Origin of the sequence: Lysinibacillus sp. NPDC094177 (assembly GCF_050279145.1) — a bacterium.
Lineage (GTDB): Bacteria > Bacillota > Bacilli > Bacillales_A > Planococcaceae > Lysinibacillus.
Genome location: NZ_JBNNTW010000004.1, coordinates 176,394 through 202,797, shown reverse-complemented (window position 1 = coordinate 202,797; position 26,404 = coordinate 176,394). Strand labels below are relative to the sequence as shown.

The 26,404-nt window shown below is 38.0% G+C and carries 26 protein-coding genes and 1 other RNA gene; 24 read left to right on the top strand and 3 right to left on the bottom strand.

All coding sequences use genetic code 11. The annotated features are described in order from the left end of the window. The first annotated feature begins 175 nt into the window (after positions 1–175). From ACQKNC_RS09065 to ACQKNC_RS08985, 17 genes are all read left to right on the top strand, one after another. Positions 176–1,432 (top strand): ribonuclease H-like domain-containing protein, encoded by a 1,257-nt coding sequence (locus ACQKNC_RS09065; RefSeq protein ID WP_427424526.1) that lies wholly within the window; start codon positions 176–178, stop codon positions 1,430–1,432. Positions 1,433–1,550: 118 nt separating this feature from the next. Next, positions 1,551–1,847, top strand: a complete 297-nt coding sequence (gpsB, locus tag ACQKNC_RS09060; RefSeq protein ID WP_427424525.1) for a cell division regulator GpsB — start codon at positions 1,551–1,553, stop codon at positions 1,845–1,847. A 62-nt stretch (positions 1,848–1,909) separates the two neighbouring features. Continuing rightward, an RNA gene (gene rnpB / locus ACQKNC_RS09055) (RNase P RNA component class B) lies at positions 1,910–2,289 on the top strand. Positions 2,290–2,584: 295 nt separating this feature from the next. Further along, a complete protein-coding gene (locus ACQKNC_RS09050) occupies positions 2,585–4,324 on the top strand; it encodes an EAL domain-containing protein (RefSeq protein WP_427424524.1) in 1,740 nt (579 codons plus the stop codon). 3 nt (positions 4,325–4,327) lie between these two features. After that, complete coding sequence (locus tag ACQKNC_RS09045; RefSeq protein ID WP_427424523.1) at positions 4,328–5,464, top strand: THUMP domain-containing class I SAM-dependent RNA methyltransferase; 1,137 nt, start codon at positions 4,328–4,330, stop codon at positions 5,462–5,464. Between the two features lie 85 nt (positions 5,465–5,549). After that, a complete protein-coding gene (locus ACQKNC_RS09040) occupies positions 5,550–7,457 on the top strand; it encodes an ATP-dependent DNA helicase (protein WP_427424522.1) in 1,908 nt (635 codons plus the stop codon). A 255-nt stretch (positions 7,458–7,712) separates the two neighbouring features. After that, positions 7,713–9,143 (top strand): sensor histidine kinase, encoded by a 1,431-nt coding sequence (locus ACQKNC_RS09035; RefSeq protein WP_427424521.1) that lies wholly within the window; start codon positions 7,713–7,715, stop codon positions 9,141–9,143. Further along, complete coding sequence (locus ACQKNC_RS09030) at positions 9,136–9,714, top strand: ANTAR domain-containing response regulator (protein ID WP_427424520.1); 579 nt, start codon at positions 9,136–9,138, stop codon at positions 9,712–9,714. Before ACQKNC_RS09035 ends, ACQKNC_RS09030 begins: the two co-directional genes overlap by 8 nt. Positions 9,715–10,010: 296 nt before the next feature. Next, entirely contained in the window at positions 10,011–11,258 is a 1,248-nt protein-coding gene (gene eutH, locus ACQKNC_RS09025) for an ethanolamine utilization protein EutH (protein WP_427424519.1), read from the top strand. A 28-nt stretch (positions 11,259–11,286) separates the two neighbouring features. Next, on the top strand, positions 11,287–11,628 hold the full coding sequence (gene eutS, locus ACQKNC_RS09020) for an ethanolamine utilization microcompartment protein EutS (protein WP_249071697.1): 342 nt from the start codon (positions 11,287–11,289) through the stop codon (positions 11,626–11,628). Between the two features lie 10 nt (positions 11,629–11,638). Then, positions 11,639–12,136 (top strand): EutP/PduV family microcompartment system protein, encoded by a 498-nt coding sequence (locus ACQKNC_RS09015; RefSeq protein ID WP_427424518.1) that lies wholly within the window; start codon positions 11,639–11,641, stop codon positions 12,134–12,136. A 20-nt stretch (positions 12,137–12,156) separates the two neighbouring features. After that, entirely contained in the window at positions 12,157–13,581 is a 1,425-nt protein-coding gene (locus ACQKNC_RS09010) for an ethanolamine ammonia-lyase reactivating factor EutA (protein ID WP_427424517.1), read from the top strand. Between the two features lie 5 nt (positions 13,582–13,586). Beyond that, positions 13,587–14,957 (top strand): ethanolamine ammonia-lyase subunit EutB, encoded by a 1,371-nt coding sequence (locus ACQKNC_RS09005; protein ID WP_049666575.1) that lies wholly within the window; start codon positions 13,587–13,589, stop codon positions 14,955–14,957. A 9-nt stretch (positions 14,958–14,966) separates the two neighbouring features. Next, positions 14,967–15,998 carry an ethanolamine ammonia-lyase subunit EutC gene (gene eutC, locus ACQKNC_RS09000; protein WP_427424516.1) on the top strand — a complete coding sequence of 344 codons (1,032 nt, stop codon included), beginning with the start codon at positions 14,967–14,969 and terminating at the stop codon, positions 15,996–15,998. A gap of 10 nt (positions 15,999–16,008) precedes the next feature. Beyond that, the gene (gene eutL / locus ACQKNC_RS08995) at positions 16,009–16,659 is read left to right on the top strand and encodes an ethanolamine utilization microcompartment protein EutL (protein WP_427424515.1); all 651 of its coding nucleotides are present in this window, start codon (positions 16,009–16,011) and stop codon (positions 16,657–16,659) included. 14 nt (positions 16,660–16,673) lie between these two features. Continuing rightward, a complete protein-coding gene (locus ACQKNC_RS08990; protein ID WP_427424514.1) occupies positions 16,674–18,164 on the top strand; it encodes an aldehyde dehydrogenase family protein in 1,491 nt (496 codons plus the stop codon). 16 nt (positions 18,165–18,180) lie between these two features. Next, positions 18,181–18,459, top strand: coding sequence for a BMC domain-containing protein (locus tag ACQKNC_RS08985; protein ID WP_004269321.1), 279 nt, complete (start codon positions 18,181–18,183; stop codon positions 18,457–18,459). Positions 18,460–18,496: 37 nt separating this feature from the next. Here the strand turns inward: ACQKNC_RS08985 and ACQKNC_RS08980 are convergent, their stop codons facing one another. Continuing rightward, positions 18,497–19,087, bottom strand: a complete 591-nt coding sequence (locus ACQKNC_RS08980) for a hypothetical protein (RefSeq protein ID WP_427424513.1) — start codon at positions 19,085–19,087, stop codon at positions 18,497–18,499. 51 nt (positions 19,088–19,138) lie between these two features. Between ACQKNC_RS08980 and pduL the strand changes: the two genes are divergently transcribed. From pduL to mdh, 5 genes are read left to right on the top strand one after another with little or no spacing between them, the layout of a single operon-like run. Further along, positions 19,139–19,729, top strand: a complete 591-nt coding sequence (pduL, locus tag ACQKNC_RS08975) for a phosphate propanoyltransferase (protein WP_427424512.1) — start codon at positions 19,139–19,141, stop codon at positions 19,727–19,729. Positions 19,730–19,741: 12 nt separating this feature from the next. Continuing rightward, positions 19,742–20,608: a phosphate propanoyltransferase gene (locus tag ACQKNC_RS08970; protein WP_427424511.1), complete on the top strand. Its 867-nt coding sequence runs from the start codon at positions 19,742–19,744 to the stop codon at positions 20,606–20,608. A 39-nt stretch (positions 20,609–20,647) separates the two neighbouring features. Further along, complete coding sequence (locus ACQKNC_RS08965; RefSeq protein WP_427424510.1) at positions 20,648–20,932, top strand: EutN/CcmL family microcompartment protein; 285 nt, start codon at positions 20,648–20,650, stop codon at positions 20,930–20,932. Then, complete coding sequence (locus ACQKNC_RS08960) at positions 20,925–21,290, top strand: BMC domain-containing protein (protein WP_427424509.1); 366 nt, start codon at positions 20,925–20,927, stop codon at positions 21,288–21,290. The genes ACQKNC_RS08965 and ACQKNC_RS08960 overlap by 8 nt, the downstream gene beginning before the upstream one ends. Continuing rightward, the gene (gene mdh, locus ACQKNC_RS08955) at positions 21,290–22,234 is read left to right on the top strand and encodes a malate dehydrogenase (RefSeq protein WP_427424508.1); all 945 of its coding nucleotides are present in this window, start codon (positions 21,290–21,292) and stop codon (positions 22,232–22,234) included. Before ACQKNC_RS08960 ends, mdh begins: the two co-directional genes overlap by 1 nt. 276 nt (positions 22,235–22,510) lie before the next feature. Here mdh and ACQKNC_RS08950 read toward each other — a convergent pair whose 3' ends face one another. Then, positions 22,511–23,653, bottom strand: coding sequence for an MFS transporter (locus tag ACQKNC_RS08950; protein ID WP_427424507.1), 1,143 nt, complete (start codon positions 23,651–23,653; stop codon positions 22,511–22,513). A gap of 63 nt (positions 23,654–23,716) precedes the next feature. Continuing rightward, a complete protein-coding gene (locus ACQKNC_RS08945) occupies positions 23,717–24,313 on the bottom strand; it encodes a TetR/AcrR family transcriptional regulator (protein ID WP_427424506.1) in 597 nt (198 codons plus the stop codon). A 184-nt stretch (positions 24,314–24,497) separates the two neighbouring features. On the opposite strand from ACQKNC_RS08945, the gene ACQKNC_RS08940 reads away from it, so the two are divergent. Both ACQKNC_RS08940 and ACQKNC_RS08935 read left to right on the top strand, forming a co-directional pair. Continuing rightward, positions 24,498–25,322, top strand: a complete 825-nt coding sequence (locus ACQKNC_RS08940; RefSeq protein ID WP_427424505.1) for a MerR family transcriptional regulator — start codon at positions 24,498–24,500, stop codon at positions 25,320–25,322. A 35-nt stretch (positions 25,323–25,357) separates the two neighbouring features. Beyond that, positions 25,358–26,362, top strand: coding sequence for a serine hydrolase domain-containing protein (locus tag ACQKNC_RS08935; RefSeq protein WP_427424504.1), 1,005 nt, complete (start codon positions 25,358–25,360; stop codon positions 26,360–26,362). The last annotated feature ends 42 nt before the right edge of the window (positions 26,363–26,404 follow it).

The window sequence follows — 26,404 nt, the reverse complement described above, 5'->3', positions numbered from 1 at the left end:
GCTATGATTAATATAGTTTATACTTGTAGTAAAAAAACAATGACAATCCTCAATTAATCAAGTTGTAACAAGCGTTTTATCCATTGTGATTCAGTACTTCCATCAAGATAGTTTTCAGGAACCAAAAAATACTACAAGTTTTAGCAATCTTACATGCAGAAAATGAGTGAAGAAAATGTCTTACGAAAATAAAATTTTACAAATGAAAAAAATGCTCGGTAAAAAAACGACAACAACTATAAAAAAAGAGAATAAACCTGCCTATCAAAAACCTGTTGCTCCAAGCTATACTGAGCGGTGGGAAAAGGCGGGACTGACAGTTGTAGAAAATGAATTCGGTATTGTTTTTAAACGACAGGTGCGTTATTCGTTTAGTTATCAGCATGGTCATTATAAGTTGCAGTCATTTTTTGAAGCATTAGTAAAATGGCAAGAGGCAAAGTTCGTACATCCATATGCCCTAGAAATGAATGAAAGGGTATTGTTTTTTGATACGGAAACGACTGGCTTAAAGGGTGTAGGCACACAAATTTTTCTTTTAGGCTTTTTAGAAGTATCGGAGGAAGATGAAAGCTTTATTCTAACTCAGTATATTCTAGCAGATCCTGCTCATGAAGCAGCGTTACTTTTTGAATCAAAGCTTTGGCAAAAAACAGCGACGGTTATTACCTACAATGGAAAAAGCTTTGATTGGCAGCAACTTGAAACACGTTGGACGCTCCACCAAAAAGAATTACCTAAACTGTGTACACAGAGGCAAATCGATTTGCTGCATAGTTCAAAGCGTTTATGGAAAGATGATATGGAACGAATGAAATTAAAGGCTGTGGAAGAAGAGAAGCTTGGCTTTTTCCGCACTGGAGATATACCTGGATATCTTGCACCTATTATTTATTTAGATGCAGTCAAAAGTGGTGTTCCAGATGCACTTATGAAAGTCCTACTTCATAATGAATGGGATTTACTTTCACTGATTACGCTTTATGTCCATTCCACAAATTTGCTATTTGAAGAGACAAGTGAAGAATCAGCAAAAACGTTTACGAATATTGGGAAATGGTATGCTGATTTAAAAGAGAGTTCACAGAGCGTAAAGGTTTTAGAGAAAGTTACGACCCAATTTGATGCGCTTGAAGCAGGAAATGCACAATATTATTTAGCAATCCAACATAAAAGAAATAAAAAGTTTAGTGAAGCGATAGATGCATTTGTAGCTTCCTTACATTTTGTTGATCAACGAAAAAAGTTGCATGTATTAGAACAGCTAGCTATGATATATGAGCATCAAATGAAAGATTATAACCAGGCCCTTTATTACACACAAGAGGGCATAAAATTAATTGAAGAGAATGAGCAATGGAGAGTGGAACAAAAGCAAAAATGGGAAATTTCCTGGGATAAGCGGTTACTCAGGTTAGGAAATAAGAAATAATTTCCCGGGTAAGCGCAAGAAACGACAAGTTTAGCCTTACATTTGAGGTTTTCAGACGATATAATGTGATGAAGTGTGCTATAATGAAACGTATGTAGTGTGAGGAAGGGCGATGTGAATGGATATTAAATTAACGTCAAAAATGATCCTTGAAAAGGAATTTAAGAAAAATTTTAAAGGCTACAATGTAGAAGACGTCGATTCATTTCTTGATGAGATAATACAAGACTATGAAACGTTTGAAAAAGTGGTGGCCCAACTTCGTGAAGAAAATAAACAGTTAAGAGAAGATATTGATAATACTCCTAAGAGACAACCAGTCGCATCGGCAGCAGCTGGTACGACAAACTTTGATATTTTAAAACGTCTTTCGAATTTAGAGAAACACGTATTTGGTAGTAAGTTGTACGAATAATTTTTTTGTCAATTATATTGTATTTATCATAAAACTCTAGTATAATCTTTTGTATCATCATGAATTTCGAGTAATCGCTGCGGCGCTAGACGTCGTAGAGGAAAGTCCATGCTCACACGGCTCTGAGATGACCGTAGTGTTCGTGCTTACTGAAAAAATAAGGTAAGGCAGCTGTAAAGGCTGACGGCGGAAGGAAAACCTAAGTCTTAATGATATGGTTGAAACTTTCTGAAAGTGCCACAGTGACGTAGCTTGCTTGGAAACATGCAAGGTGGAACGAGGTAAACCCCACGAGTGAGAAACCCAAATTATGGTAGGGGCACTCTCTAGAAGGAATTTAACGGATAGAGGGACAGAGTTCGCTCTGTAGATAGATGATTACTACCCGGCCGTACGAGGCATTAGCTGTTTGAGTACTCGGGAACAAAACATGGCTTATGAAATTTTTTGATGCTTATTTATGAAATGACAAGCGCTCTCCAATTTGGTGGAGAGCTTTTCTTTTGAATTCAATAAGAAAAAGTTACTTGTTAATCATGTCTAGGCATGTGCGATATAAGTTTGAGAATAAGGCTGTACACTGTTAGTCATGCCTCTGTCGCTACGATTTAAACATAAACATCTAAAAAACAGATATCGCAACGATGTACATATTTGTCTACTTATGAGTAGACTGGCGCAAAAAGCGCTTTTCTAAAAAATGAGGGTAGTAAAGAGAGATAGGATGGAGCGGTAACATGAACAGAGTGAACGATAGTCTGGAGAAGCTAAATTCAATTTCCAAATATCCTATTGCCTTAATGACAAAGATCTTCGAAAATGTATCTGAAGGCATCATGATTACGGATAAATATAAAAGAATAGAAATGGTCAATCCTGCATTTGAATTTGTCACTGGCTATAAGCGTGATGAAGTGAATGGAAAAACGCCAGCCGTTCTACAGTCAGGTGTACATGAATTGCAATTTTATTTAGATATGTGGCAAAAGATACGACAAGAAGGCATTTGGCAGGGGGAAATATGGAATCGTCGTAAAACTGGAGACATATATCCAGAATGGTTAACAATTGTCGGTGTAGCCAACGATGAGGGAGAGATTACAAATTACTGTGGTATTTTCACAGATTTGTCTGAAAGAAAAATAGTAGAAAATGAACTAGAAAAGCGTTTATTAACTGACTCATTAACAGATGTATCAAATCGATTTGCTTATATTGAAAGAATGGATAATCTATTAGAATCAACTTCTACTATTTCTCATTCAGTACAGCATGCAGTCTATTTTTTAGATTTAGATCGATTTAAGCAAATTAATGATACGTTAGGTCATTCAGTAGGGGATACCATTCTAGTGGAAGTGGCAAAGCGCTTAAAAACATTGTTAAAAAATAAAGATATCATTGCAAGATATGGCGGTGATGAGTTTATTATTACGTTAACAAATGTAAAGAATGCTAAAGAAGCAGCCAATTTTGCTGAAAAAATTATTGGGATTATTGAACAACCTTTGGATATTAATGGTCAAGATATTTTTATTTCTACGAGTATTGGTATCAGCATGTATCCATCAGATGGTGAAACAACGGAGCAATTGATTCATTGTGCTGACAAGGCAATGACTTATTCTAAAAAGAATGGCCTGAACGACTATGCGTTTTATTTTGATGAATTGAAGACTGACTCCCAGCGTGTTTTATTATTAGATTCGGAACTACGGAGAGCTATTGAAAATCGAGAATTTGAGCTGCATTTCCAACCTAAAATATCTATGGCAAATGAAGAGATTCAAGGTTTAGAGGCACTAGTTCGTTGGAATAGTGAAAGGTTAGGATTTGTCTCTCCAGCAGAATTTATTCCTTATGCAGAGGAAACAGGATTAATCATTCCTTTAAGCGAAGTGATTATAGAAAAAGCTTGCGAGGCAGTTATAGAGATGCGTCAATGTGGTTATAAGACTTCAGTTGCCATCAATATTTCAAGCATTCACTTTAAGCAACAAAACTTTTTAGACTCAATTCAAGCGATATTAGAGCGTTATAACACGCCTGCTAGTAATTTTGAAATAGAAGTTACAGAACGTACTGTAATGAACAGCGCAAATGAAACGGTTAGCAAGCTTGTACGACTCAAGAAAATGGGCTTTAAAATTTCTATTGATGATTTTGGGACAGGCTATTCGTCTCTTAGTTATTTAGTTCGCTTCCCCCTTGATTATTTAAAAATCGATCGAAGCTTTATTCAGCACATTGGCTCACTTGATGAAAAACAGGCAGTAGTGGATGCGATTATCCAAATGTCGCATCGCTTAAAAATGAAAGTTGTTGCTGAAGGTGTAGAACAGGGACAACAAGTGGACATACTACGTAAAATGAACTGTGATATAATCCAAGGCTATTATTACAGCAAACCGTTGCCACTTCACGAACTTATTGAGTTTATGGAGTATTGGGAAATTGAACATCTAGGAAGGAATTAGCGTATGGCAAACTATAAATTAGTAGCAACTGCTGCAATGGGATTAGAGTCCATAGTGGCACAAGAGGTACAGGCATTAGGTTATGAAACAACAGTCGATAACGGCAAAGTATATTTTGAAGGTGACGAAACGGCCATTGCACGAACAAACTTATGGCTACGTGTAGCAGACCGAGTAAAAATTGTTGTAGGACAGTTCCCTGCTAAATCTTTTGAACAGTTGTTTGAAAGTGTAAAAGCTCTACCTTGGGAAAAATATTTACCAGTTGATGCAGCTTTCCCGGTATCTGGGAAGTCTGTTAAATCCAAGTTATTTAGTGTGCCAGATTGTCAGGCAATTACTAAAAAAGCAATTGTAGAGCGCATGAAACAGCATTATAAGCGTTTAGGATTTTTAGATGAATCCGGTGCAACCTATAAAATTGAAGTTTCAATTTTAAAAGATGTGGCTACACTTACTATTGATACTTCGGGTGCGGGCTTGCATAAGCGTGGTTATCGTCAAGCGCAAGGCGAAGCACCATTAAAAGAAACATTAGCAGCGGCACTTGTACAAATTTCAAAGTGGAATCCGAATCGACCGTTCGTTGATCCATTTTGCGGTTCTGGCACAATTGCATTAGAAGCAGCAATGTTTGGACAAAATATTGCACCGGGCTATAATCGTGAATTTATTTCAGAAGATTGGCCATGGATGAAGGCAAAAATTTGGGATGCAGTGCGTGATGAAGCGGATAGCTTAGCGAACTATGATCAACCATTAGAAATTATCGGGTCTGATATAGATCATCGCATGGTGAGTATTGCACAAGAAAATGCACTAGAAGCGGGCTTTGGTGATATGATTACGTTCAAGCAAATGCAAGCACGTGATTTTACAACACAACTAACAGATGGTGTTATGATTGGTAATCCACCATACGGAGAGCGTATTGGTGATATCGAAGTCGTGGAGCAGGTAATTCGTGATTTAGGAAAGGTCATGAAAAACTATCCGACTTGGTCTGTGTACATGCTTTCTTCAATGAAAAACTTTGAGGAATTGTATGGTCGTCAAACGACGAAGAAGCGTAAATTATTTAATGGCTTTATTGAAACGAATTATTACCAGTTCTGGGGACAAAAGTCTAAAAGAGATTAACGAACGATAACGGAAGATAAGATTTTTTCTTATCTTCCGTTTCGTCGCGTATAATAGGACCAGATAGTTAGAGGGGGAACGTCAATTGCGTAAATCTTTACCATTTGTATTAACGAAGGACCGCTCATTTTTTGAGTCATTAGGTGACTGGATGGGGGACGTCCTTTATGATGAATTACCTGAAAAGGGCTTTGAATGCCGTGATGAGCAAATTTTTATGGCATATCAAATTGAGCAGGCCCTAAAAGAGAAAAATGTGCTTTTTGCAGAGGCAGGGGTAGGGACTGGGAAAACAATTGCCTATTTACTACCAGCTGTATCTTATGCACGCTATACTGGTAAACCAGCCCTTATCGCATGTGCAGATGAAACCTTAATCGACCAGCTAGTAAAAGAGGGTGGCGATATTTATAAGCTACAAAAAACGTTAGGTCTTGAAATTGATGTTCGTCTAGCGAAGTCACGAGACCAATATTTATGTTTAAAGCGTTTTGAGGAAGCTGAAAAAGTGGAAACAGATGAATGGATTGATGATATTGCGTTTTCTATACCTGATGGAGTATATGCACAGGGCTCGATGATTGCTATACAACCTTATGGTGATCGCAGTGATTATCCAACTGTCAGTGATGAAGATTGGCAAAAAGTAAACTACAACTCGATTATGCAGTGTTCAGTATGTGACCAGCGTAATCGATGTGGTCAAACATTACATCGTGCACATTATCGTAAATCGGCGGATCTCATTATCTGTTCACAAGATTTTTTGATGGAGCATTTAGCAACTAAGGAGTCTCGTGAACGCGAAGGGCAATTAGCTTTATTGCCTGAAGTGTCAATGATTGTCCTGGACGAAGGTCATTTATTAGAATATGCTGCGCAAAAAGCCATGACGTATAAAGTTCAGGCGACAACAATTGTTACATTGTTAGAGCGTTTAATGGTGGATGGTGTACGAGAACGAACATTATATGCAATGGAAAAATTACAAGATGACCATGAATTATTTTTTGACCAGCTACGAGATGATCTAGTAGCTTCTGAAGAAGAGCGTAAACGTATAAAAAAATCACCAAATCTGTTAAAATACGGTAAACAACTTATTGCTGATGTAGAAACATTACTTGAGGAATTTGTCTTTGAATCAGAAATGTATATGATTCCAGAGTATGAATTAAATATGGCAGAGGAGTATTTAGAACAATACGAGGCATCTTTACGTATTTTCATAGCGCAGGGAGATGCAGTTGATTGGTTAGAGGAAACTGATGGGGAAGAAACGCTCGTCATCATGCCGCGACTCATCACAGAAGTTTTAGCAGAAAAATTATTCTCTAAAAAACTTCCAATAGTATTTTCTTCAGCAACGTTATCAGTCAATAAAGATTTTTCATATATTGCCTATAGTTTAGGAATTCGTGAATATCAATCGTTTTCTGTTCCATCTCCATTCGATTATGAAGAAGTTATGCGAATTTATTTACATGAGCTATCTCAAAAGGCAAAAACGGCGCGTGTTCAACAGCTATTACATGATGGTGAAAAAACACTGATTTTATTTAAATCAAAACAAGCAATGTTAGATTTCAAAGCGGAATTACCTCTTATGGAACGGATGTATGTAGGATTTGAGGGGGACCGTGAACTATCAGGAATTGTTCGTGATTTCCAAGAGGGCACAATCAAAACATTATGCTCCTATCATTTATGGGAAGGTCTAGATTTGCCTGAGGAGGCACTAACAAGGGTCATTATTTATGATTTGCCATTCCCTCCACATGATCCTTTATTTGATGCGAAACGTACATTTGCAGAAAATCCATTTGAAGAAGTTGAATTACCATTTATGCAGCTTCGTTTGCAGCAAGGAATGGGGCGTTTAATTCGTACTTCAAACGACCATGGAGATATTCATATTTTGTTAAATGAAGAAGAAGCAAAGCAGCGAGGAACATTTGAAAATATATTAGCTGTTACACCAGAAATAAAGTAGAAAAAAGCGAGTTTGCATTGTTGCAATCTCGCTTTTTTTCTATATTAAAATAATATTTTTGTCGTGAGAAAATGATGAGTTTGAAAAAAGTGTTGAATATTTCTCTTTTAGGCTATATAGTTCTTTGTAATGCAATGAAAATTATTAAAATAAATTATTTTTTTTATTGAAAATGATATTGCAAAAGGTTTATAATGATGACAAGTAATTTTAAGAATAGTCAAATATAATTTTGGTTATTCCGTGATAGGGGGTTTGAGCCTGTCGAACATTCAATCGTTGTGCCAAAAATATACGAACTTATCTGCAACAGATGTAGAAAAGTTAATAGGAATAGAAGCTACATTATCGTATTATGCTGAGTTGACAGATTGTTATATGTTCATAGATTGTATGATGGAAAACTTACCACATGCAATTGTTGTAGCAGAGGCATTCCCACAAACAGAAAGTGGCTTATACGAAAAATCCGTAATTGGTAAATTTGTTTTTGAAAGTTTTGAACCAGCAGTATTTGCTGCTTTCAAAAATAAAGAAAAATCGTCAATTACTAGAGCAATTACACAGGAAGGTTTAACGGTTGAACAAAACGTTGTCCCTCTCTTTAATGACCTACAACAGGTTATTGCAGTGTTAATTCAGGAAAAAAGGGTGGAGATGCAAACTACACCTAAAGATGATTTTCGGAATATGCCTTTTGCATTAATTGAGCATATTGTAGAGCCAAATTCTCAACCGATTCCTGTTGTTTCTGATTTGCTAGTGGAATCAATTATTCTCACAAATCATGAAAACAAAGTCATCTATAGCAATCCTGCAGGCTATCGATTTATATCGGAACTATCAGGGCTGGAACGTTTTGACAATGTTGCATTGAATAAGATTTTACCTTTTTTACAGGAGGTCTATGATAAAGGCGATGATGTCTTTTTCTTAGAAATTACGATTGATCGTAAATCCTTTATAGTGAAGAAAATCCCTATTCGTGATCAAAACGATAAAGTAACACTCCTCATTATTCATGATCTTACAGAGCTTAAGTTGAAAGAAAATGAACTAATGATGAAAACATTTGCTATAAGGGAAATTCATCACCGAGTCAAAAATAATTTACAGACAGTTACAAGTCTATTGCGTTTGCAAATGCGAAATGACTTATCAGATTCTAATGCAAGTGCTTTTCAAGAGGCATTAAATCGAATATATAGTATTTCATCTGTTTATGAACTTATTTTAGAAAATGAGGATAACGCTGAAGAGAAAGTAGACGTTATCGCGTTGGCTAAAAAGATTGGATATAAAATGGTTGGGACATCTAACTCATCATCTATTCAATTAATCTTTCATCACGATAATATACAGTTATTTTGTCATTCTAAAAAAGCTGTTTCGCTCGCGTTAATCATTTGTGAGCTACTGCAAAATGCATTGAAATATGCTTTTATTGGTCGTGAGGAAGGAACAATCGATATAAAATTTCAAGAGGGTGCTTCTACTATTTCCATGCATATTTCTGACAACGGCGTTGGAATGCAAGAGGTGAAGGCATCATTAGGAATGGAGATTATTACAAGGCTTGTTGAATATGATTTAGCTGGCACATTTTCAATTATCCCTAGCGAACAAGGTACACATACTCAAATTCAGTTCCCTGTAAGTGAGGAGGTATTTATCCTAAATGACTAGGAAAGTTATGATTGTCGAAGATGAGTCGCTTATTGCAATTGATTTGAAGTTTATACTAGAAGATAATGGCTACGAAGTAGTAGCACAAACGAATAATGGAGAATCAGCAATTGAGTTGGCTTTTACACATAATCCACAGTTAATCTTAATGGACATTAAAATGCCAAAGCTAGATGGTTTAAAGGCAAGCAAAATTATAGAACAACAGCTCGGTATACCTGTGCTATTTATATCAGCTTATAGTGAAAAAGAATTGTTATTATATATGAAGCAAGACAATATTTTAGGCTATGTTATGAAACCGTTTTCTGAGAAGAATGTCCTTCCAGCGTTGGAAGTGGCATTTCACCAGATTGATAAATTCAACCGTCTGAACGGGGAATTGCTGCATAAACAAACAGAATTAGAAAAACGTAAAATAATCGAACGAGCAAAAGGTTTGCTAATGCAATCAGAGAACCTTAGTGAGGACGAAGCGTATAAAAAAATTCGCAGTGAGAGTATGCAGACCCAACAGGAAATGGCGCTTATTGCAAGGCGCATTATCAATACCTTACAAGTAAATAGTTAAAGCAAAGACGCTTTAAAGAGATTTCCTCTTTATTGCGTCTTTTTTTATTTTCACTCAGCTCCCACCGCTAAAGGTGGTGAGATGAATGTGGTTGTGGTTCCTTTACAGTGGGTGTCCAACACCTGCTGATTAAATATAAAGCCTCTGACGGATGTCATGGATTTTAAAAGGAATGAATTGTGCCTGCACAATTCAAAATCTAGACGCATTGTTTACTTATGCGAAAGCGAAGCGACATTACAATCCAGCTAAGGCGAAATAGATAAATAGATAAAAATAAAGGGGTGATGAGTAGGATGGCAATGATAGGAACGGTTATCGTTTATATTATTATGACATGTGCAGTTTTAGGGGCAATCGGAGCAATTCGAGATGCTGAATATGGAATCGGTAAAGAGTTTATGAATGGTATTCATACGGTTGGACATATTTTTGTACCTGCTGCAGGGATCATGGCTGCTATACCTTACTTAACGTGGTTTATAAGTCATTTTATTAGTCCGATTTTTGAATTGATTGGTGCTGATCCAGCAATTGCAGCAACGACAATTTTAGCTTCTGACATGGGAGGATATCAATTAGCAAATGCGTTAAAAGAGTCTTATGAAGGATGGGTCATGGCTCTAGTTGTCGGATTTATGTCAGGCGCAACAATCGTGTTCTCTATTCCAATGGGTCTTGCCATGTTAGATAAGCGAGATCATAAATATATGGCGTTAGGTATTATGGCGGGTGTTTTAACTATTCCGATTGGAGCATTTATTTCTTCGATCATGATTGTGACGTTTAATACAGATGTTCGTGAAGTGATTAGTACAACAGCTGCACCAACATACGTGTTTGCCATTTCTGTTTTACAAATATTAATTAATTTATTACCTTTATTCATTTTCGTAGTGTTAATTGCGTTAGGTCTTAAGCTAATTCCAAATGGCATGATCAAAGGTTTCATGATTTTTGGACGCGTGATGGATGCTGCTATCAAGCTTGTGCTAGTGTTCTCGATTGTAGAAATTTTCACAGGTGTTTTTACAAAGATCTTCGGTGCATGGGGCTTTGATCCGATCATGGCAGATAAAGTCGATCAATTCCGAGCATTAGAAACAGCAGGATATATCGGTATTATGCTATCGGGTGCATTCCCTATGGTGTACTTAATAAGAAAATATGCATCGAAACCTCTAGAAGCGCTAGGGAATAAATTAGGCTTATCGTCAGTAGGAAGCGCGGGTCTTTTAGCGACAATTGCTAATATTTTAGCGATGTTTACACTTATTCGACATATGCCACCAAAAGATAAAGTTATCAACATTGCCTTTGGTGTTTGTTCAGCATTCCTTCTAGGAGATCATTTATCGTTTACGGCTAACTTCCAGCCGACAATTATTTTACCTGTTATTACTGGTAAGTTTTTAGCTGGTGTGATCGCTATTATTTTAGCCTATAAACTATCTGTTCCAACAGCTCTAAGGCTAGAACAAGAGGATCGTAAGGCAGGCATTATTAAAGAAGGTGAATATCTAACAGATCAAAAGTCTGATTAGATCAAAAAATTGAAAGAGGTGATGACGTGTGAGTGAAGAAAAGAAACGGTTTATTCAGGAGTTTGTGCCAGGTAAGCAACTAACATTGAGTCATCTAATAGCGAATCCAGATCCAGATATGTTTCAAAAACTGGGCATCCAAGAAGCAGGTGCACTTGGCATCATGACATGTACACCGAGTGAGACAGTTATTATCGCAGGGGATTTAGCAACAAAGTCAGCCAATGTAAAACTAGGATTTTTAGATCGCTTTACTGGCAGTCTCGTTATTGTTGGAAGTGTCTCAGAGGTTGAAATGGCGATGCTAGAGATTAATCGTTTTCTATCAGAGATGCTAGGCTATACGCCATCAAAAATAACTAAGTCATAGGATGTGCCGTATGAAAAATCGAGTAATGATCATAGGTGGTGTGCAAGCAGGTAAGTCGACACTGATGAATGCGTTATTGGGGAAAGATAGACAAGCCAATAAAACACAGGCGCTCGTTTATGATGATTGGATTGTTGATACACCCGGAGAATATATTGAAAATCCGATGTATTACAGAAACATTATGGCAACATCGCTTGAAGTGACACATGTGATTTATTTGCAGGATGCCACCTCATCAAAGAGTGTTTTTCCTCCGCAATTTAGCTTAGGAATTCCTAAAATACAAATTGGTGTCATTACAAAAATTGATGCACCCCATGCAGATGTAGAAAGAGCAATAACGTTATTACAAAATGTCATGACGCATGGTCCTATTGTGAAAACTTCTTCATGGCAAAAGCTTGGTGTTGAGTTTATTGCGCCACTTATTCAGCTCAATTCTGACGAAGAAATTCGTCAGTATGTGAAGGATCGTGATAGTCCTTATCTCAAGTATTGCCCGTAGTGGTGAGAGGGGAGAGTAAGTTGAAGACGGAAAAAATTTATAGTGCAGGCATTGACATTGGTACAAGTACAACAAAGATGGTTGTCAGTAGTTTTCTGTTGAAAAACGTAGCAGGTGTAACGCATGTGCCACGAATAGAAATTATTGAAAAAACGGTTTTGCATCAAAGTCCTATTATTAAAACACCGTTTATCAATAAAGAAATTATCGATATGGAAAAAATCGAGCAATTTATTTTTCAGCAATATCAATTGGCCCAAATATCACCAGCAGATATTTCAACAGGTGCCATTATCATTACCGGTGAGTCTGCAACAAAGGAAAATGCCAGTGAAGTTGTTCATGCGATTTCAGAGACAGCCGGACACTTTTTAGTTGCTACTGCTGGCCCGGATTTGGAAGGCATTATTGCAGCAAAAGGCGCAGGTACCTTACAGCAATCTAAAAATACTGCCAAAATTATCGCTAACATCGATATCGGTGGTGGTACAGCAAATATTGCGGTAATGCAGTTTGGAGAAGTAATTGGTACATGTACATTGCATGTCGGTGGAAGACTTATAGAATTTAACAATGGCATTATCCAATCGATTTCACCACCCATAATGAAACTTATGGAGAAATGGTCAAATCCATTAAATGTTGGTGATTCAGCAGAAGATGTACGAGTTACACAACTAATCCAAGAATTGGTGGATATAGTAGCGAAGACGCTAAGCGGACAATTAACAGACGAACAGCATCCATTATTGCTAGGACATTTACCAACTTGGGATAAACCGGTTGAAGCAATCGTTTTTTCCGGTGGAGTAGCTGCTTGTATTTATGAAGATGAATGTACAAATCGACAGTATGATGATATTGGCGAAAAATTGGCAAAAAATCTTTTGCAGCATGAACAGCTACAATCCTTTTTATGGCTAAAACCAGAGGAAACAGCGCGGGCAACAGTGACTGGTGCAGGTACGCAAACAACTGAGATTAGTGGTGCGACGATCCAAGTAGATGCGGAATCATTGCCTTTAAAAAATGTGCCTGTTTTCAATTGCCATATAGACACGCACAGTAAAGAATTTGACTATGCAGTGAAAACAGCTGTTGCACAAGCTGATGCTCTATTTTCTATACAGGAGAATCGCTCACCGTTTGCACTCTATTTTAGTCAGTTACCATATTTAAGCTTCCGGGATGTCCATACATTATGTGAGGCTATTTTGAAACACTTAGCGACGAGAAGCTCCAAGGAAATACCAATTATCATAGTCATTCAATCAGATTATGCAAAGGTTATTGGGCAAACGATACAAGCGATCAATCAAACAGTTCCCATCATTTGCATCGATCAAATCAAAGTAGAAACAGGTGATTATATTGACGTTGGGGAAGTACTACCATCTGGTGTTGTCCCCGTCGTTGTAAAAACACTTGCTTTCCACTCAAAGTAAGGAGGATGAATGTGAATCTATCGGTGATATTTGGTGGAGAAAAATATAATTTTAATTCATTAAAGGATGTAATGGCCAAGGCCAATGAAGAAAAATCAGGAGATCAGTTAGCTGGAATTGCAGCTGAATCTGTACAGCAGCGAATTGCGGCCAAAGCCGTTTTAAGTGAGCTATTAGTAAAGGATATAAGAGAAAATCCGTTAGTTCCTCAAGAAAATGATGAAGTATCACGCATTATTGAAGGTGATATCAATGAGCAAATTTACGGAGAAATTAAAAACTGGAGCATCGAGCAGCTAAGAGAATATATTTTATCCAATGAAACAGGCGATCGTGAATTAAAACGATTAAGCAAGGGCATGAATTCAGAAATAATTGCTGCCGTTACAAAGCTGATGTCCAACTTAGATCTTGTCCATGCTGCCAATAAAGTAGAAATACTGTCTACTTGCAATATTACGATTGGACAAAAGGGCACACTGTCCTCGAGATTGCAGCCAAATCATCCAACAGACAATATTGACGGTATTATTGCCTCATTAAAAGAAGGATTGTCCTATGGTATTGGTGATGCAGTTATTGGTATTAATCCAGTAGATGATTCCGTTGAAAGTGTGAAAAAAGTATTGCATGCGACAAAGGAGTTTATCAATGATTGGTCGATTCCTACACAAAACTGTGTATTAGCACATATTACAACACAAATGAAAGCCATTAAACAAGGTGCACCAGCCGATATGATTTTCCAAAGTATTGCTGGAACGGAAATTGCTAATCGTTCGTTCGGTATTTCTGCTGACCTAATAAGAGAAGCAGAGGAACTTGTGAAAAAGCATGGAACAGGAACTGGTCCGAACTTATTCTACTTCGAAACAGGACAAGGTTCGGAGCTATCTGCTGAGGCACATATGGGCATTGACCAAGTAACACTCGAATCACGTAATTATGGATTTGCTAGACATTTTAATCCGTATATTGTGAATACCGTTGTTGGCTTTATTGGACCTGAGTATTTATACAATAACAAACAGGTAATACGTGCTGGCCTTGAAGATCATTTCATGGGTAAAATGCACGGTCTCCCAATGGGCGTGGATATTTGTTACACGAACCATATTAAGGCAGACCAAAATGATATTGAAGATTTAAGTGTTTTACTAACAGCAGCGGGTGTCAACTTTATTATCGCTGCAGCTATGGGCGACGATGTCATGCTGAACTATCAATCAATGAGCTTCCATGATGTCGCAACATTACTGCAAACGTTTGGTAAAAAACCAGCTCCTGAATATCTAGCGTGGTTAGAAAAAATGGGCATTTATGAAAATGGTCGTCTATCTGCAAGAGCTGGCGATTTATCTATATTTGAAAGGTAGGTGAATCCATTGAATGAACAACTAGTTTCGATGATCACACAGTTAGTTATGGAAAAGATGGGCAATAATGCGTCAGACAAATCTTCTCATGACACAGCTGTGCCAACAGAAAACCAAAAGGAAACACTTATTAAGTTTCACAATACGGTAGCTAATGCTAATTATGCAGATGAAGTAGTAAGCCCGAGCACAATTGAACAATCAAATGAACCATTAATTAAGCTTTATCATACTGAATCAAGTAATCATGAACAATCATATTACAGCGCAAGTAATGATGAATCGACTTATACTTCAGTACCTATCACAGAATTTAAATTTGAAGAGGACGAAGTGTCTGAAAGTGTTCAAGCTGCTAAAAAGCATACACCAGCAAGAATAGGTGTTGGAAGAGCTGGGACAAGGCCTAAAACTAAAACTTGGCTAAAGTTCCGACTCGATCATGCAGCGGCAGTAGATGCAGTATATGGAGAAGTGACAGAAGGGTTACTACAAAAGCTTGATGTCTTTCAAGTAACAACAAGGGTTACAGATAAAGAAGAATACATTACTAGACCGGATTTAGGTCGTCGTTTATCAGATGAAGCAAAGACAATTATTCAATCAAAGTGTAAGAAAAATCCAAAGGTACAAATCATTATTTCTAATGGATTAAGTGCAAGTGCGATTGAAGAAAATGTGCAAGATGTTTATTTAGCGTTACAGCAAAGCCTTGGCAATTTAAATATTGAAATAGGCACTACTTTCTATATTGATAAAGGGCGTGTTGCTCTTATGGATGAAATTGGCGAGCTTTTACAAGCAGAAGTGATCGTTTATTTAATTGGTGAGCGTCCTGGCCTTGTATCAGCTGAGTCAATGAGTGCCTATATATGCTATCAACCTAGAATTGGCACAGTAGAAGCTGATCGAATGGTCGTTTCGAACATTCATAAAGGTGGTATCCCGCCATTAGAGGCAGGTGCTTATTTAGGAACAGTGGTTCAAAAAATATTGCATTACAAGGCAAGTGGAGTAGGTCTTGTGGCAAAAGAAGGTTAGGGGGCCAACAATGAATCCTCAAAAAATTATGGCAGAAATTTTGGCAATGCAAATCATTCCAAGAGTGAATAGTGAATTGGCGGAGCAATTAGACTTAAAGCCATATCACAATAGCATTGGACTCGTAACTCTAACAATAGATGATGTTGGATATGTAGCTTTAGACGAGGCTACGAAAAAAGCAGATGTTGATGTTGTTTATGCAAAAAGCTTTTATGCTGGAGCGGCACATGCATCTGGGCCATTATCTGGTGAGGTCATTGGTATCATTGCTGGTAGATCGCCTGATGAAATACGCAGTGGTTTAGATGCGATTCAACAGAAGATTCAGTTTGATACGTATTTTGAAGCCATTCATCAAAATGAAAACCACGCTCTTTTTGCACATACTGTAGCAAGCTGTGGTACGTATCTGGCAGAGCAAGCAAACGTTAAGGTTGGAACAGCCCTTGCTTATTTAATTGCACCGCCACTTGAAGCTGTAGTTGGTTTAGATGCAGCATTAAAGGCGGCAGATGTAGAGCTAAAGGTTTTCTTTGGTCCACCATCTGAAACCAATTTCGGTGGCGGTTTAGTAAGTGGTAGCCAATCTTCCTGCCAAGCCGCTGCAAATGCTTTTAGAGAAGCTATTGAGAATTTAGCGAGAAATCCAGTTGTTTAGAAAGGAGGGGCTTTATGGCCACACTAGATAAAGATTTATTAGCAATTCAAGAAATGAGAGACGCCGTGAGAAGTGCCAATATTGCACAGGCTGCTTACATGCAGTATTCACAACAGCAAGTAGATAATATCGTCAAGGCTGTTGCAGATGCCGCATTTAAAGAGGCAGAACGTTTGGCAAATATGGCCGTTCAGGAAACGGGGATGGGTATACCTAATCATAAAAAAATGAAAAATGAGGTTGCCTCGAGAGATGTCTATGAAGATATTAAAGATTTAAAAACTGTTGGTGTCGTTGGTTTCGATCGAATGAAGAAAGTTACAGAGATAGCTAGTCCGTTTGGAGTAGTCGCGGGCATTGTACCAACGACAAATCCAACATCAACAGCAATTTTTAAAACACTTATATCATTGAAAACTAGAAATGGTCTTGTATTAAGTCCACACCCATATGCTGTTGAATGTACAAAGGAAGCTTTAGAGATTTGTAGAGTAGCTGCGGAAAAAGCAGGAGCACCAGAAGGATTGCTACACTGTTTAACAATGTCTTCTATGGAGGCTACGCAACAATTAATGAAGCATCCAGATATTCATTTAATTTTAGCGACTGGTGGCGGTGCGCTAGTAAAAGCAGCCTATAGTTCAGGCAAACCTGCTTATGGTGTAGGACCAGGAAATGTTCCAGCTTACATTGAAAAATCAGCGAATATATCCAAATCTGTTCGCCAGCTTGTACAAAGTAAGTCTTTTGATAACGGCACAATTTGTGCTACAGAGCAGTCAATTATTGTTGACAAAGTCATTGCAGAGCAAGTGTTAACAGAGTTAAAGAAAAACAATGCTTATATTTTGAGTGATGAAGAGAAGGTGAAGATGGAGAAGTTGATTTCTCCTGTTCCTGGTAAGGTAAATCCTCAAATTGTAGGTAAATCAGCAGCTTGCTTAGCAGATTCTATCGGAATTACCGTGCCGGAAGATACAAAAGTACTTGTTGGTATGGAAAAGATGATCGGCAAAAACATTCCATTTTCACTTGAAAAACTGTCACCGATATTTGCGTTATACACAGTCGAGGACAGTACAGAGGCAAAACAGGTGATGATTGATTTACTAAACATTGGTGGACGCGGACATTCCTGTTCGATTCATACAGAAAATACAGCTTTAGCTGAGCAGTTTTCAGTAGAACTACCAGTATCCAGAATTGTTGTCAATACATTATCATCTATTGGCGCTGTTGGTGGAACTACTGGATTAGCACCATCCTTTACATTAGGATGTGGTACGTTTGGTGGCAATATTACGTCCGATAACATTACAGCGAGACATTTATTGAATATTAAACGTATGGCTTATGGCATTAAAGATGTAGAGGTACCAAAACCAGAATTTTTAGCAAATCCAGTAGTAGAGAATATTAAGGCACAAGATCCATCTTTGGATACAGCAGTAGTGCAACAAATTGTTGATCAAGTATTAAAACAAATCACATTACAAAATAAATAATTTGGAGGAATGACAAATGAGTACAGCATTAGGAATGGTAGAAACAAAAGGATTAGTAGGAGCAATTGAAGCAGCAGATGCAATGGTGAAGGCTGCTAGCGTTAATTTAGTAGGAAAAGTACATGTTGGTGGCGGTATTGTCACTGTATTAGTTCGAGGTGATGTAGGTGCAGTAAAAGCAGCTACTGATGCAGGTGCAGCAGCAGCACAACGTGTTGGAGAACTATTATCTGTTCATGTAATCCCACGTCCACACCATGAATTAGAAATGATTTTACCTAAAGCAGAAGCTTAATTTTTTTCAGTCCGAACAAAAGCGATGGAAAGAAACTCTAGAGCGACTGGAGAAGAGCCGAAGTGGCTGAAGAAGAGCCGAAGCGACGGAAGGAAGAGCCGAAGCGACGGAAGGAAGAGCCGAAGCGACGGAAGGAAGAGCCGAAGCGACGGAAAGAAGAGCCGAAGCGACGGAAGGAAGAGCCGAAGCGACGGAAGGAAGAGCCGAAGCGACGGAAAGAAGAGCCGAAGCGACGGATAGAAGCCAGAGCGACGGAAAGAAGCCAGAGCGACGGAAAGAAGGTCTGAACCGACGAAATGAAGAACCGAAGTGACGGAAAGAAAAGCCGAAGTGACGGATAGAAGCCAGAGCGACGGAAAGAAAGTCCGAAACGACGGAAGGAAAATCGAACCGACGGAAAGATTACTCGAAGCGACGGAAAGAAAAGCCGAAGCGACGGATAGAAGCCAGAGCGACGGAAAGAAGGTCCGAAACGACGGAATGAAGAACCGAAGTGACGGAAAGAAAAGCCAGAGCGACGGAAAGAAGGTCCGAAACGACGGAAGGAAAATCGAACCGACGGAAAAATTACCCAAAGCGATGGATAGAACACATAAAGAGAAGGGCAGGATGCTACACATTGTGCCACATCCTGTCCATTCATTTTCAACAGTAATAAAGATATCGAGGTGGCTAGCGCGTGAATACAGCGACAAAAACATTTCCTGTGGCCATTTCGGCTCGTCATATACATGTAAGTGAAGAGGATTTACAGGCGCTTTTTGGTCCAAATGCGACGCTAACGAAGGATTTTGATCTTTCGCAGCCAGGACAGTTTGCAGCCAAGGAGCGTGTCTCTATTGAAGGACCAAAAGGTGTTCTTCACAATGTACGTGTATTAGGTCCAGTAAGAGCGGCAACACAGGTGGAAATTAGTCGAACAGATGCAATGAAATTAGGATTAACCCCTCCTTTGAGACAATCGGGTGATATCGAAAGTTCAGCTGGCATCAAATTAATCAATCAAGAACAAGAAATAAACATTAAGCAGGGAGTCATTATTGCGCAGGCACATATTCATATGACGGAAGAAGATGCGATCGCATTGGACGTACAAAATAATGAATTAGTATCTGTTGAAGTTGATAGTGAGCGACCTGTGACATTTCGTGGGGTTGTAGTTCGTGTATCAAACGATTTTAGTTTAGAGATGCATATCGATACAGATGAAGCGAATGCAGGTTTTATTGAACAGCAAGCTCAAGGAAGAATAATCAGATCATTGACATAAGGAGGAGGTTAGATGCAGGAAAATTTAGTTCAAAAAATCGTCGAAGAAGTATTGCAACAAGTTTTAAAAAATCAGCCTTCCTCTCAACATGACGGAAAAATCCCTATTGGTGTATCAGCACGACATGTACATCTTGCTCAAGCGGAAGTGGAGCAACTTTTTGGTGAGAACTATCAATTAACACCAAAGTTTGAGCTTTCACAGCCAGGACAGTTTGCTGCTGAGGAAACAGTTGTTATTGCTGGTCCAAAGGGTTCTATTGAGCGGGTACGCATTTTAGGTCCAGCACGTTCATTATCTCAAGTAGAAATTAGCTGGACAGACGCGATGAAAATAGGGGTTAAGCCACCTTTAAGGGTATCAGGAGATATAAAAGGCTCTAGCCCCGTTACACTTATTGGTCCAAAGGGCAGTGTCGTGCTAAATGAGGGACTCATTATTGCACAAGCACATATTCATATGTCGCCGACTGACAGTGCTCGGTTCCAAGTAGTGGACGGACAATCGGTACAAATGAAAGTAGAAGGTATAAGACCGATTATTTTATCAAATGTAATGATTCGCGTTTCAGAGCGTTATCGATTGGAGATGCATATCGATACAGATGAGGCAAATGCCGGTTTAATCCAACAAGGTGCATTTGCGGAAATTGTCAATGCTCAAGCTAAGGAACAAACGAATGTCAAAGAACTTCCGCCAGTCGTAAGTCAGGTTGAAAAACCAGTAAGCTATCAATTTGATAAGAAACTACTTTCGCAAGTAGAAGTACTTGAAATAGAAGCACAGGAAATTGTTGTTCCTAAAAAAACAATTGTGACAGCATTGGCTTATGACAAAATACGAGAGTTGAATAAGACGTTAACAATTCGCTCTGAGTAATTTAAGTATAGTCCATGCAGGATAAAGAGGGTGAAGTTCATGCAGATGGGACGAGTGATAGGTAGTGTATGGGCAACACGTAAGGAAGAAGGGTTGAATGGTTTGAAATTATTAATTATTCAACCAATTGATTCCAATCAGCAGCCAATTCGCACGGAAATAGTAGCAGCTGACCGAATCGGGGCGGGAATTGGAGATGATGTGCTCATTACAAGTGGTGGATCATCCCGATATATTATGAAAGAAAATCCGTTGCCTATCGATTCAGTTGTAATAGGTATTATAGATTCTACGGAAGTTATGCGAGGTGAAGAGAATGAGTAGCGCAATTGGAATGATTGAGACAAAAGGTTTAGTTGGTTCTTACGAGGCAGCAGATGCGATGATTAAGTCATCAGATGTAACTATCGTCAAGCAAGAATTCGTTGATGGTGGGATTGTGACAGTCGTCGTGAAAGGTGATGTTGGTTCTGTCCAAGCAGCAGTAGAAGCTGGAAAAGCCGCTGCAATGCGCGTTGGAGAACTATTAGGCGCTCACGTAATTCCGCGGCCAGATGAAGATGTTTTTCAAATGATTAAAGGACCAGAAGCACCAAAGAAAAAGCCAGCATCAACACCAACATCAACGCGTGCTAAAAAAACGACGGAAACAGTAGCTACTGAAAATCGAGGTGAGGCATAATGACATTTCGAAAAAGTAAAATCGCTGTTATTGGAGCTGGTCATACAGGCGCGACATTAAGCTTATTTTTAGCCCAAAAAGAGCTAGGAGATGTTGTGCTGTTAGACATTCCAGAAGCGGAGAATCCGACAAAAGGAAAAGCGTTGGATTTATTACAAACAGGACCAATCGAAAAGTTTAATGTTTCTATTAAAGGAACGAGCAATTATGAGGATATAGCTGGAGCAAGTATTGTTATTATTACAGCTGGTATTCCTCGTAAACCAGGCATGAGCCGAGATGACTTAGTGACGACGAATGCAAAAATTATTCAACAAGTTTCTAGACAAATAAAACACTATGCTCCAAACAGCATAGTCCTTATATTAAGCAATCCAGTTGATGCCATGACCTATGTTTGCTATAAGGAAACAGGCTTTCCCAAAAATCGTGTCATTGGTCAATCAGGTGTGTTAGATACAGCGCGTTTTAATACATTTGTAGCACAAGAACTGCAAATTGCACCAGAGGATGTATCAGGATTCGTCTTAGGTGGACATGGCGACGAAATGGTCCCTTTAATTCGATATTCCTATGCTGGAGGTATCCCGTTAGAAAAACTGATTCCTCAAGACAGACTACAGCAAATTGTAGAACGTACACGTAAAGGTGGCGGAGAAATTGTTGGTTTGTTAGGCAATGGTAGTGCTTATTATGCGCCAGCCGCTGCATGTGCACAGATGGTTGAAATCATCATGAAAGATCAACGTAAAATAATTCCTTCTATCGCCCTTTTAGAAGGAGAGTACGGTTACCACGAATTATTTTTAGGTGTACCGACAATATTAGGTGGCAATGGCATTGAATCAGTTATTGAATTGCACCTGACAAATGAAGAAAAAATGGCGCTTCATCAATCGGCAGAAGCCGTTAAACAAGTATTAACAATCTGTGAAAACATTTAACTTCTTTGATATGTAGGATCCCCAACTATATATCTGTTGTTAAAAATTTAGCTCTTAAAAATGTTTGACTGGAAACCGAACATTACACTTGAAAGCTAGTTAAAATTCCCCCGTTTTTATATAAAAGTAGAAGCTCTCCTTGATCGTGAAAATGATGAGGAGAGCTTCTTTAGTATATACAACTCAAATTGAGCAAATTAAGATAGGGTGAATGTTTAGGTACACCTACTGAAAAACGGCTTGGTAGTCACCGGAACACATGTGATGCAGTACCCATTAATTTTCCTTCCTTTTATGTAAATACGGGAATAATGAAAGTAGCCCTAAGGTAGCTAAACAAACGCCAATCCACAGTGGTGATATATAGCCATATCCTTTACTGATACCTAAGCCGCCTAGTGATGAACCAATAACAATACCAAGCGTAATAAAAGAACTATGAATGGTATTTATCATCGTGCCATTATTAGCTGTTTTCATCACTCTCGCCACCATAGCTGGATTCATTGCTACACCAGTAAAGCCAATAAAAATAGTAGTAATAACTGCAATATATTTATTTTCAGCTCCTAAAGCAAATAAAGACAATGCAACGATTAAAATAATCAATCCACTCAAAAGTGTTTCCATTGTGTATTTATCAGCAAACTTACCAATCACTATATTCCCAATGACTGTTGCACCACCATAGAGAGCAAGTAAATAGGGAATACTTGCGCCTGAAAAGCCTGTGATATTTGTAAAGATAGGTGTGAAATAACTAAATGCTGCAAACGTACCACCTATAATAAACATACTTGTTATGTACGCTGCCCAAAGATGAATATTTTTAAAGCGCATGAGCTCGTCTTTCCAGTTTAATAGTTCTTTGTTTGGCGATGATGGTAGTAACAATTGAATTAAAATCCCGGAAATTAGTACGAGAATAGAAACGAACCAAAAACTCGTACGCCAGCCAAAATTTTGCGAGATAACTGTTGTTAGAGGTAAGCCTAAAACTGTTGCGATCATTAAACCTGCAAGAACAATAGATGCAGCTTTTCCCCTAGAATGAGGGGGAACCAATGTTGCAGAAAAGGATATGGCAACACCAAATGCTGAGGATGAAGCAATCCCGGTAATAATACGCGAAACCATCATACTATCATAGTTCCAAGCGATAGCTCCGAGGGATTGGCCGATTAAAAATACAAACATTAAAAATAACAATGCTTGTTTACTGCGTATTCGTAGAAGAGTTGCAGTTAAAATAGGTCCTCCTACTACCATTGCTCCTGCATAAGCTGTAATTAAATACCCGATTGAAGATACAGAATCCTGAAATGCAAGAGCAAGCTCGTTCATCATACCTGCAACCATAAATTCAGATGTAGTCATACAAAATATCGCTAAAGCTAGTAAATATATAATCGATGGCATAAAAACACTCCTTAATTCATTATTGTAACGTCCGGTACAAAAATCATGCTAAAAAAGAGCGCACTAAGCGCCAAAAATAGATTCCAATGTTCCTTTCATAATCTGCTCAGACAACATCCGATTTTGCATCGAAACATTCAAAACACGGAACCCGTAATAACTACTTAAAAATAGACTAGCTAATTCCTCAGCTGTTTGCTTTTTTGAAATTTCGCCAGTTTGCAATCCTTCCGCCATTACTTTTTCAATAGCTTGTTTAAGAAGCTCGACATGCCGTGAGAAAATATCTTGAACCATTACATCGTTTTTAGCTCTTTCTACACCGGCATTAATTAATAAACAACCCTTTTGATCAATATTCTCAAAGTCTTCTTTCAGCGCCCATTCGAAAAGATTACTTAACCGTTCTTTCAATGCAATAGGAGCTTTTAATAATTCCTGCTGTTCCTTAATTCCAAACTCATGATAGCGTTCTAATACTTTCGTATACAGTTCATGTTTACTACCAAAAGTATTGTATAAGCTACCTTTCCCAAGTCCAGTATCATTGCATAAATCCTGTGTAGAACAGCCTTCATATCCTTTTATCCAAAAAGTTTTCATGGCGACATCTACAATTGAGGAATAATCAAACTCTCGGGGTCTGCCTCGTTTAGTCAAATTTATCCACCTCTCGTTTACATTAATAGAATATCTTTTTTGTACTAAACGGTCAATAAAATTTTTCAGTCAAGCAAAGTTAAAGATAAAGGTAGTAAAGCATAAGTCTTGATTGACTTTGCCCTAAGGGAAAGGTGTATAAATGAATTGTAGCAAGTAACAAATCAAAGAGTGAGGTGGTTTTGTGCTATCAATAGGAGAATTCTCAAAAATATGTGGTGTTTCCACAAAAACACTTCGATATTACGATGAGATTGGATTAATTAACCCAGATGAGATTAATGCAGAAAACGGTTATAGGTATTATTCCATCGAACAACTTAAAAGGATGCTTTATATTAACCGTTTAAAATCTTATCATTTTTCTCTTGAAGAAATTAAAATGATGCTGGCATTAGAAGAGGATCAATCCGAAGAAATGCTTTGTTCAGTGCTTAACCAGAAGAGAAACGAGATTCAAGAGAAGCTAAAGGCTTTTGAATTCCTTGTAAAACAACTAAGTTATGATATTTCAAACTTAGAAAAGGGAGTACCAATCATGTCGTACCTTGACTATATCGAAGTACAGCTTGTTGAGACAAAGCCAAAGAATATCCTTTATAAGCGATTGATATTGAGCAGTGATGATTATGCATCGGGATATGGTCACTATTTTAGCAAGCTTTATGAAAGAATTGCGATGGAGAAGCTCACTATACTTGGCCAGCCAATGACGATTTACCATAGCCCTGAATTTAATCCTGCTGGCAATGATACCGAGTTTGCTATTCAAATAGCTGAGTCTGTCAAAGGAACTAGAGATTTGCCTGGTAGCCTCTGTGCTAAATCTGTTTTAAAGGGGGCTTATCCAGAATTGACATCTGTCTATGCTAATTTGATGAAGTGGATTGAAAACGAGGGTTATGAACTGATATTGCCACCATATGAAATATACATAACAGACCCAAATCAAGCAAACGATCCTGAGAATTATGTTACTGAGGTATATTTTCCTGTAAAGAAAAAATGACACCCGCTGAAAGAAGTTAAAATTAGGAGGTTCCTATGCAATCAACGATTAATTGGCAAACGGTAAAATCTGAAAGCATATATATGAACATTGAAAAGCTTTCCGAGCTAGAGCAGACGATAACAAGTGATTATAACAATATAAATGGTATTGTTATAATAAGAAATGGTCATGTAGCATATGAAAAATATTTTAACGGCAAAGGTCCTGATGATTGCCACAATGTTGCATCTGTTACCAAAAGTGTACTATCTGCACTAATAGGCATCGCTATCGATAGAGGATATATTAAAAGCGTTGAAGAAAAGGTGTTAGATTTTTTCCCTAAATATAATTCTGATGCTGATAAGCAGAAACAACAGATTACTATACGACATCTTCTCACGATGACAGTACCATATCCATTTGAGGATTGGCATGAGCCGTTAGATGTTCTTTGTCAACAGCAGGATTGGATAAAATATACACTTGATATAATGGGTGAAAATGGGGATATAGGCGCATTCAAATATTCCACAGCAGGAGCACATTTATTGTCAGCAATTCTTACTAAAAGTACTGGTAAGAGTGCACGAACGTTCGCCAATGAACATTTGTTTACACCGCTTGGCATGAAAGAAATTCCCTACTATCAAATGAACGCATATGGGTTTGATGATTTATTCGGGAAAAACGTTAAGGGGTGGGTTCATGATCCAAACGGTCATTCGACAGGTGGATGGGGACTAACATTAACTACTCGTGATATGGCACGATTTGGCTACCTCTATTTAAACAATGGCATTTGGGATAATAATAAGGTTCTTTCAGAGACATGGATTCGTGAATCAACAGAGATGAACCCAAACAAATACGGTTATTTATGGTGGCTACGAAAAGAAGATGGACTTTCTACGTATTCAGCTATCGGGGATGGAGGCAATATGATTTGTTGTATACCGAAAATGAATATGGTTGTAGCAATTAGTTCAGAATTCATCATGAATCCACGTGATAGATGGCCATTAATTAAAGAGAATATAATCCCAACAATAATATAAATTTTATGCTGTACATAAAAGAGAAATATAGAGTTATCTAAA

Excerpts from the sequence above, each read along its gene's own strand:
- ACQKNC_RS09065 (WP_427424526.1), top strand. The coding sequence starts at position 176 with ATGTCTTACGAAAATAAAATTTTACAAATGAAAAAAATGCTCGGTAAA.
- gpsB (WP_427424525.1), top strand. The coding sequence starts at position 1,551 with ATGGATATTAAATTAACGTCAAAAATGATCCTTGAAAAGGAATTTAAG.
- ACQKNC_RS09050 (WP_427424524.1), top strand. The coding sequence starts at position 2,585 with ATGAACAGAGTGAACGATAGTCTGGAGAAGCTAAATTCAATTTCCAAA.
- ACQKNC_RS09045 (WP_427424523.1), top strand. The coding sequence starts at position 4,328 with ATGGCAAACTATAAATTAGTAGCAACTGCTGCAATGGGATTAGAGTCC.
- ACQKNC_RS09030 (WP_427424520.1), top strand. The coding sequence starts at position 9,136 with ATGACTAGGAAAGTTATGATTGTCGAAGATGAGTCGCTTATTGCAATT.
- eutH (WP_427424519.1), top strand. The coding sequence starts at position 10,011 with ATGGCAATGATAGGAACGGTTATCGTTTATATTATTATGACATGTGCA.
- ACQKNC_RS09015 (WP_427424518.1), top strand. The coding sequence starts at position 11,639 with ATGAAAAATCGAGTAATGATCATAGGTGGTGTGCAAGCAGGTAAGTCG.
- ACQKNC_RS09005 (WP_049666575.1), top strand. The coding sequence starts at position 13,587 with ATGAATGTGAATCTATCGGTGATATTTGGTGGAGAAAAATATAATTTT.
- eutL (WP_427424515.1), top strand. The coding sequence starts at position 16,009 with ATGAATCCTCAAAAAATTATGGCAGAAATTTTGGCAATGCAAATCATT.
- ACQKNC_RS08990 (WP_427424514.1), top strand. The coding sequence starts at position 16,674 with ATGGCCACACTAGATAAAGATTTATTAGCAATTCAAGAAATGAGAGAC.
- ACQKNC_RS08985 (WP_004269321.1), top strand. The coding sequence starts at position 18,181 with ATGAGTACAGCATTAGGAATGGTAGAAACAAAAGGATTAGTAGGAGCA.
- ACQKNC_RS08970 (WP_427424511.1), top strand. The coding sequence starts at position 19,742 with ATGCAGGAAAATTTAGTTCAAAAAATCGTCGAAGAAGTATTGCAACAA.
- ACQKNC_RS08965 (WP_427424510.1), top strand. The coding sequence starts at position 20,648 with ATGCAGATGGGACGAGTGATAGGTAGTGTATGGGCAACACGTAAGGAA.
- ACQKNC_RS08960 (WP_427424509.1), top strand. The coding sequence starts at position 20,925 with ATGAGTAGCGCAATTGGAATGATTGAGACAAAAGGTTTAGTTGGTTCT.
- mdh (WP_427424508.1), top strand. The coding sequence starts at position 21,290 with ATGACATTTCGAAAAAGTAAAATCGCTGTTATTGGAGCTGGTCATACA.
- ACQKNC_RS08950 (WP_427424507.1), bottom strand. The coding sequence starts at position 23,653 with ATGCCATCGATTATATATTTACTAGCTTTAGCGATATTTTGTATGACT.
- ACQKNC_RS08935 (WP_427424504.1), top strand. The coding sequence starts at position 25,358 with ATGCAATCAACGATTAATTGGCAAACGGTAAAATCTGAAAGCATATAT.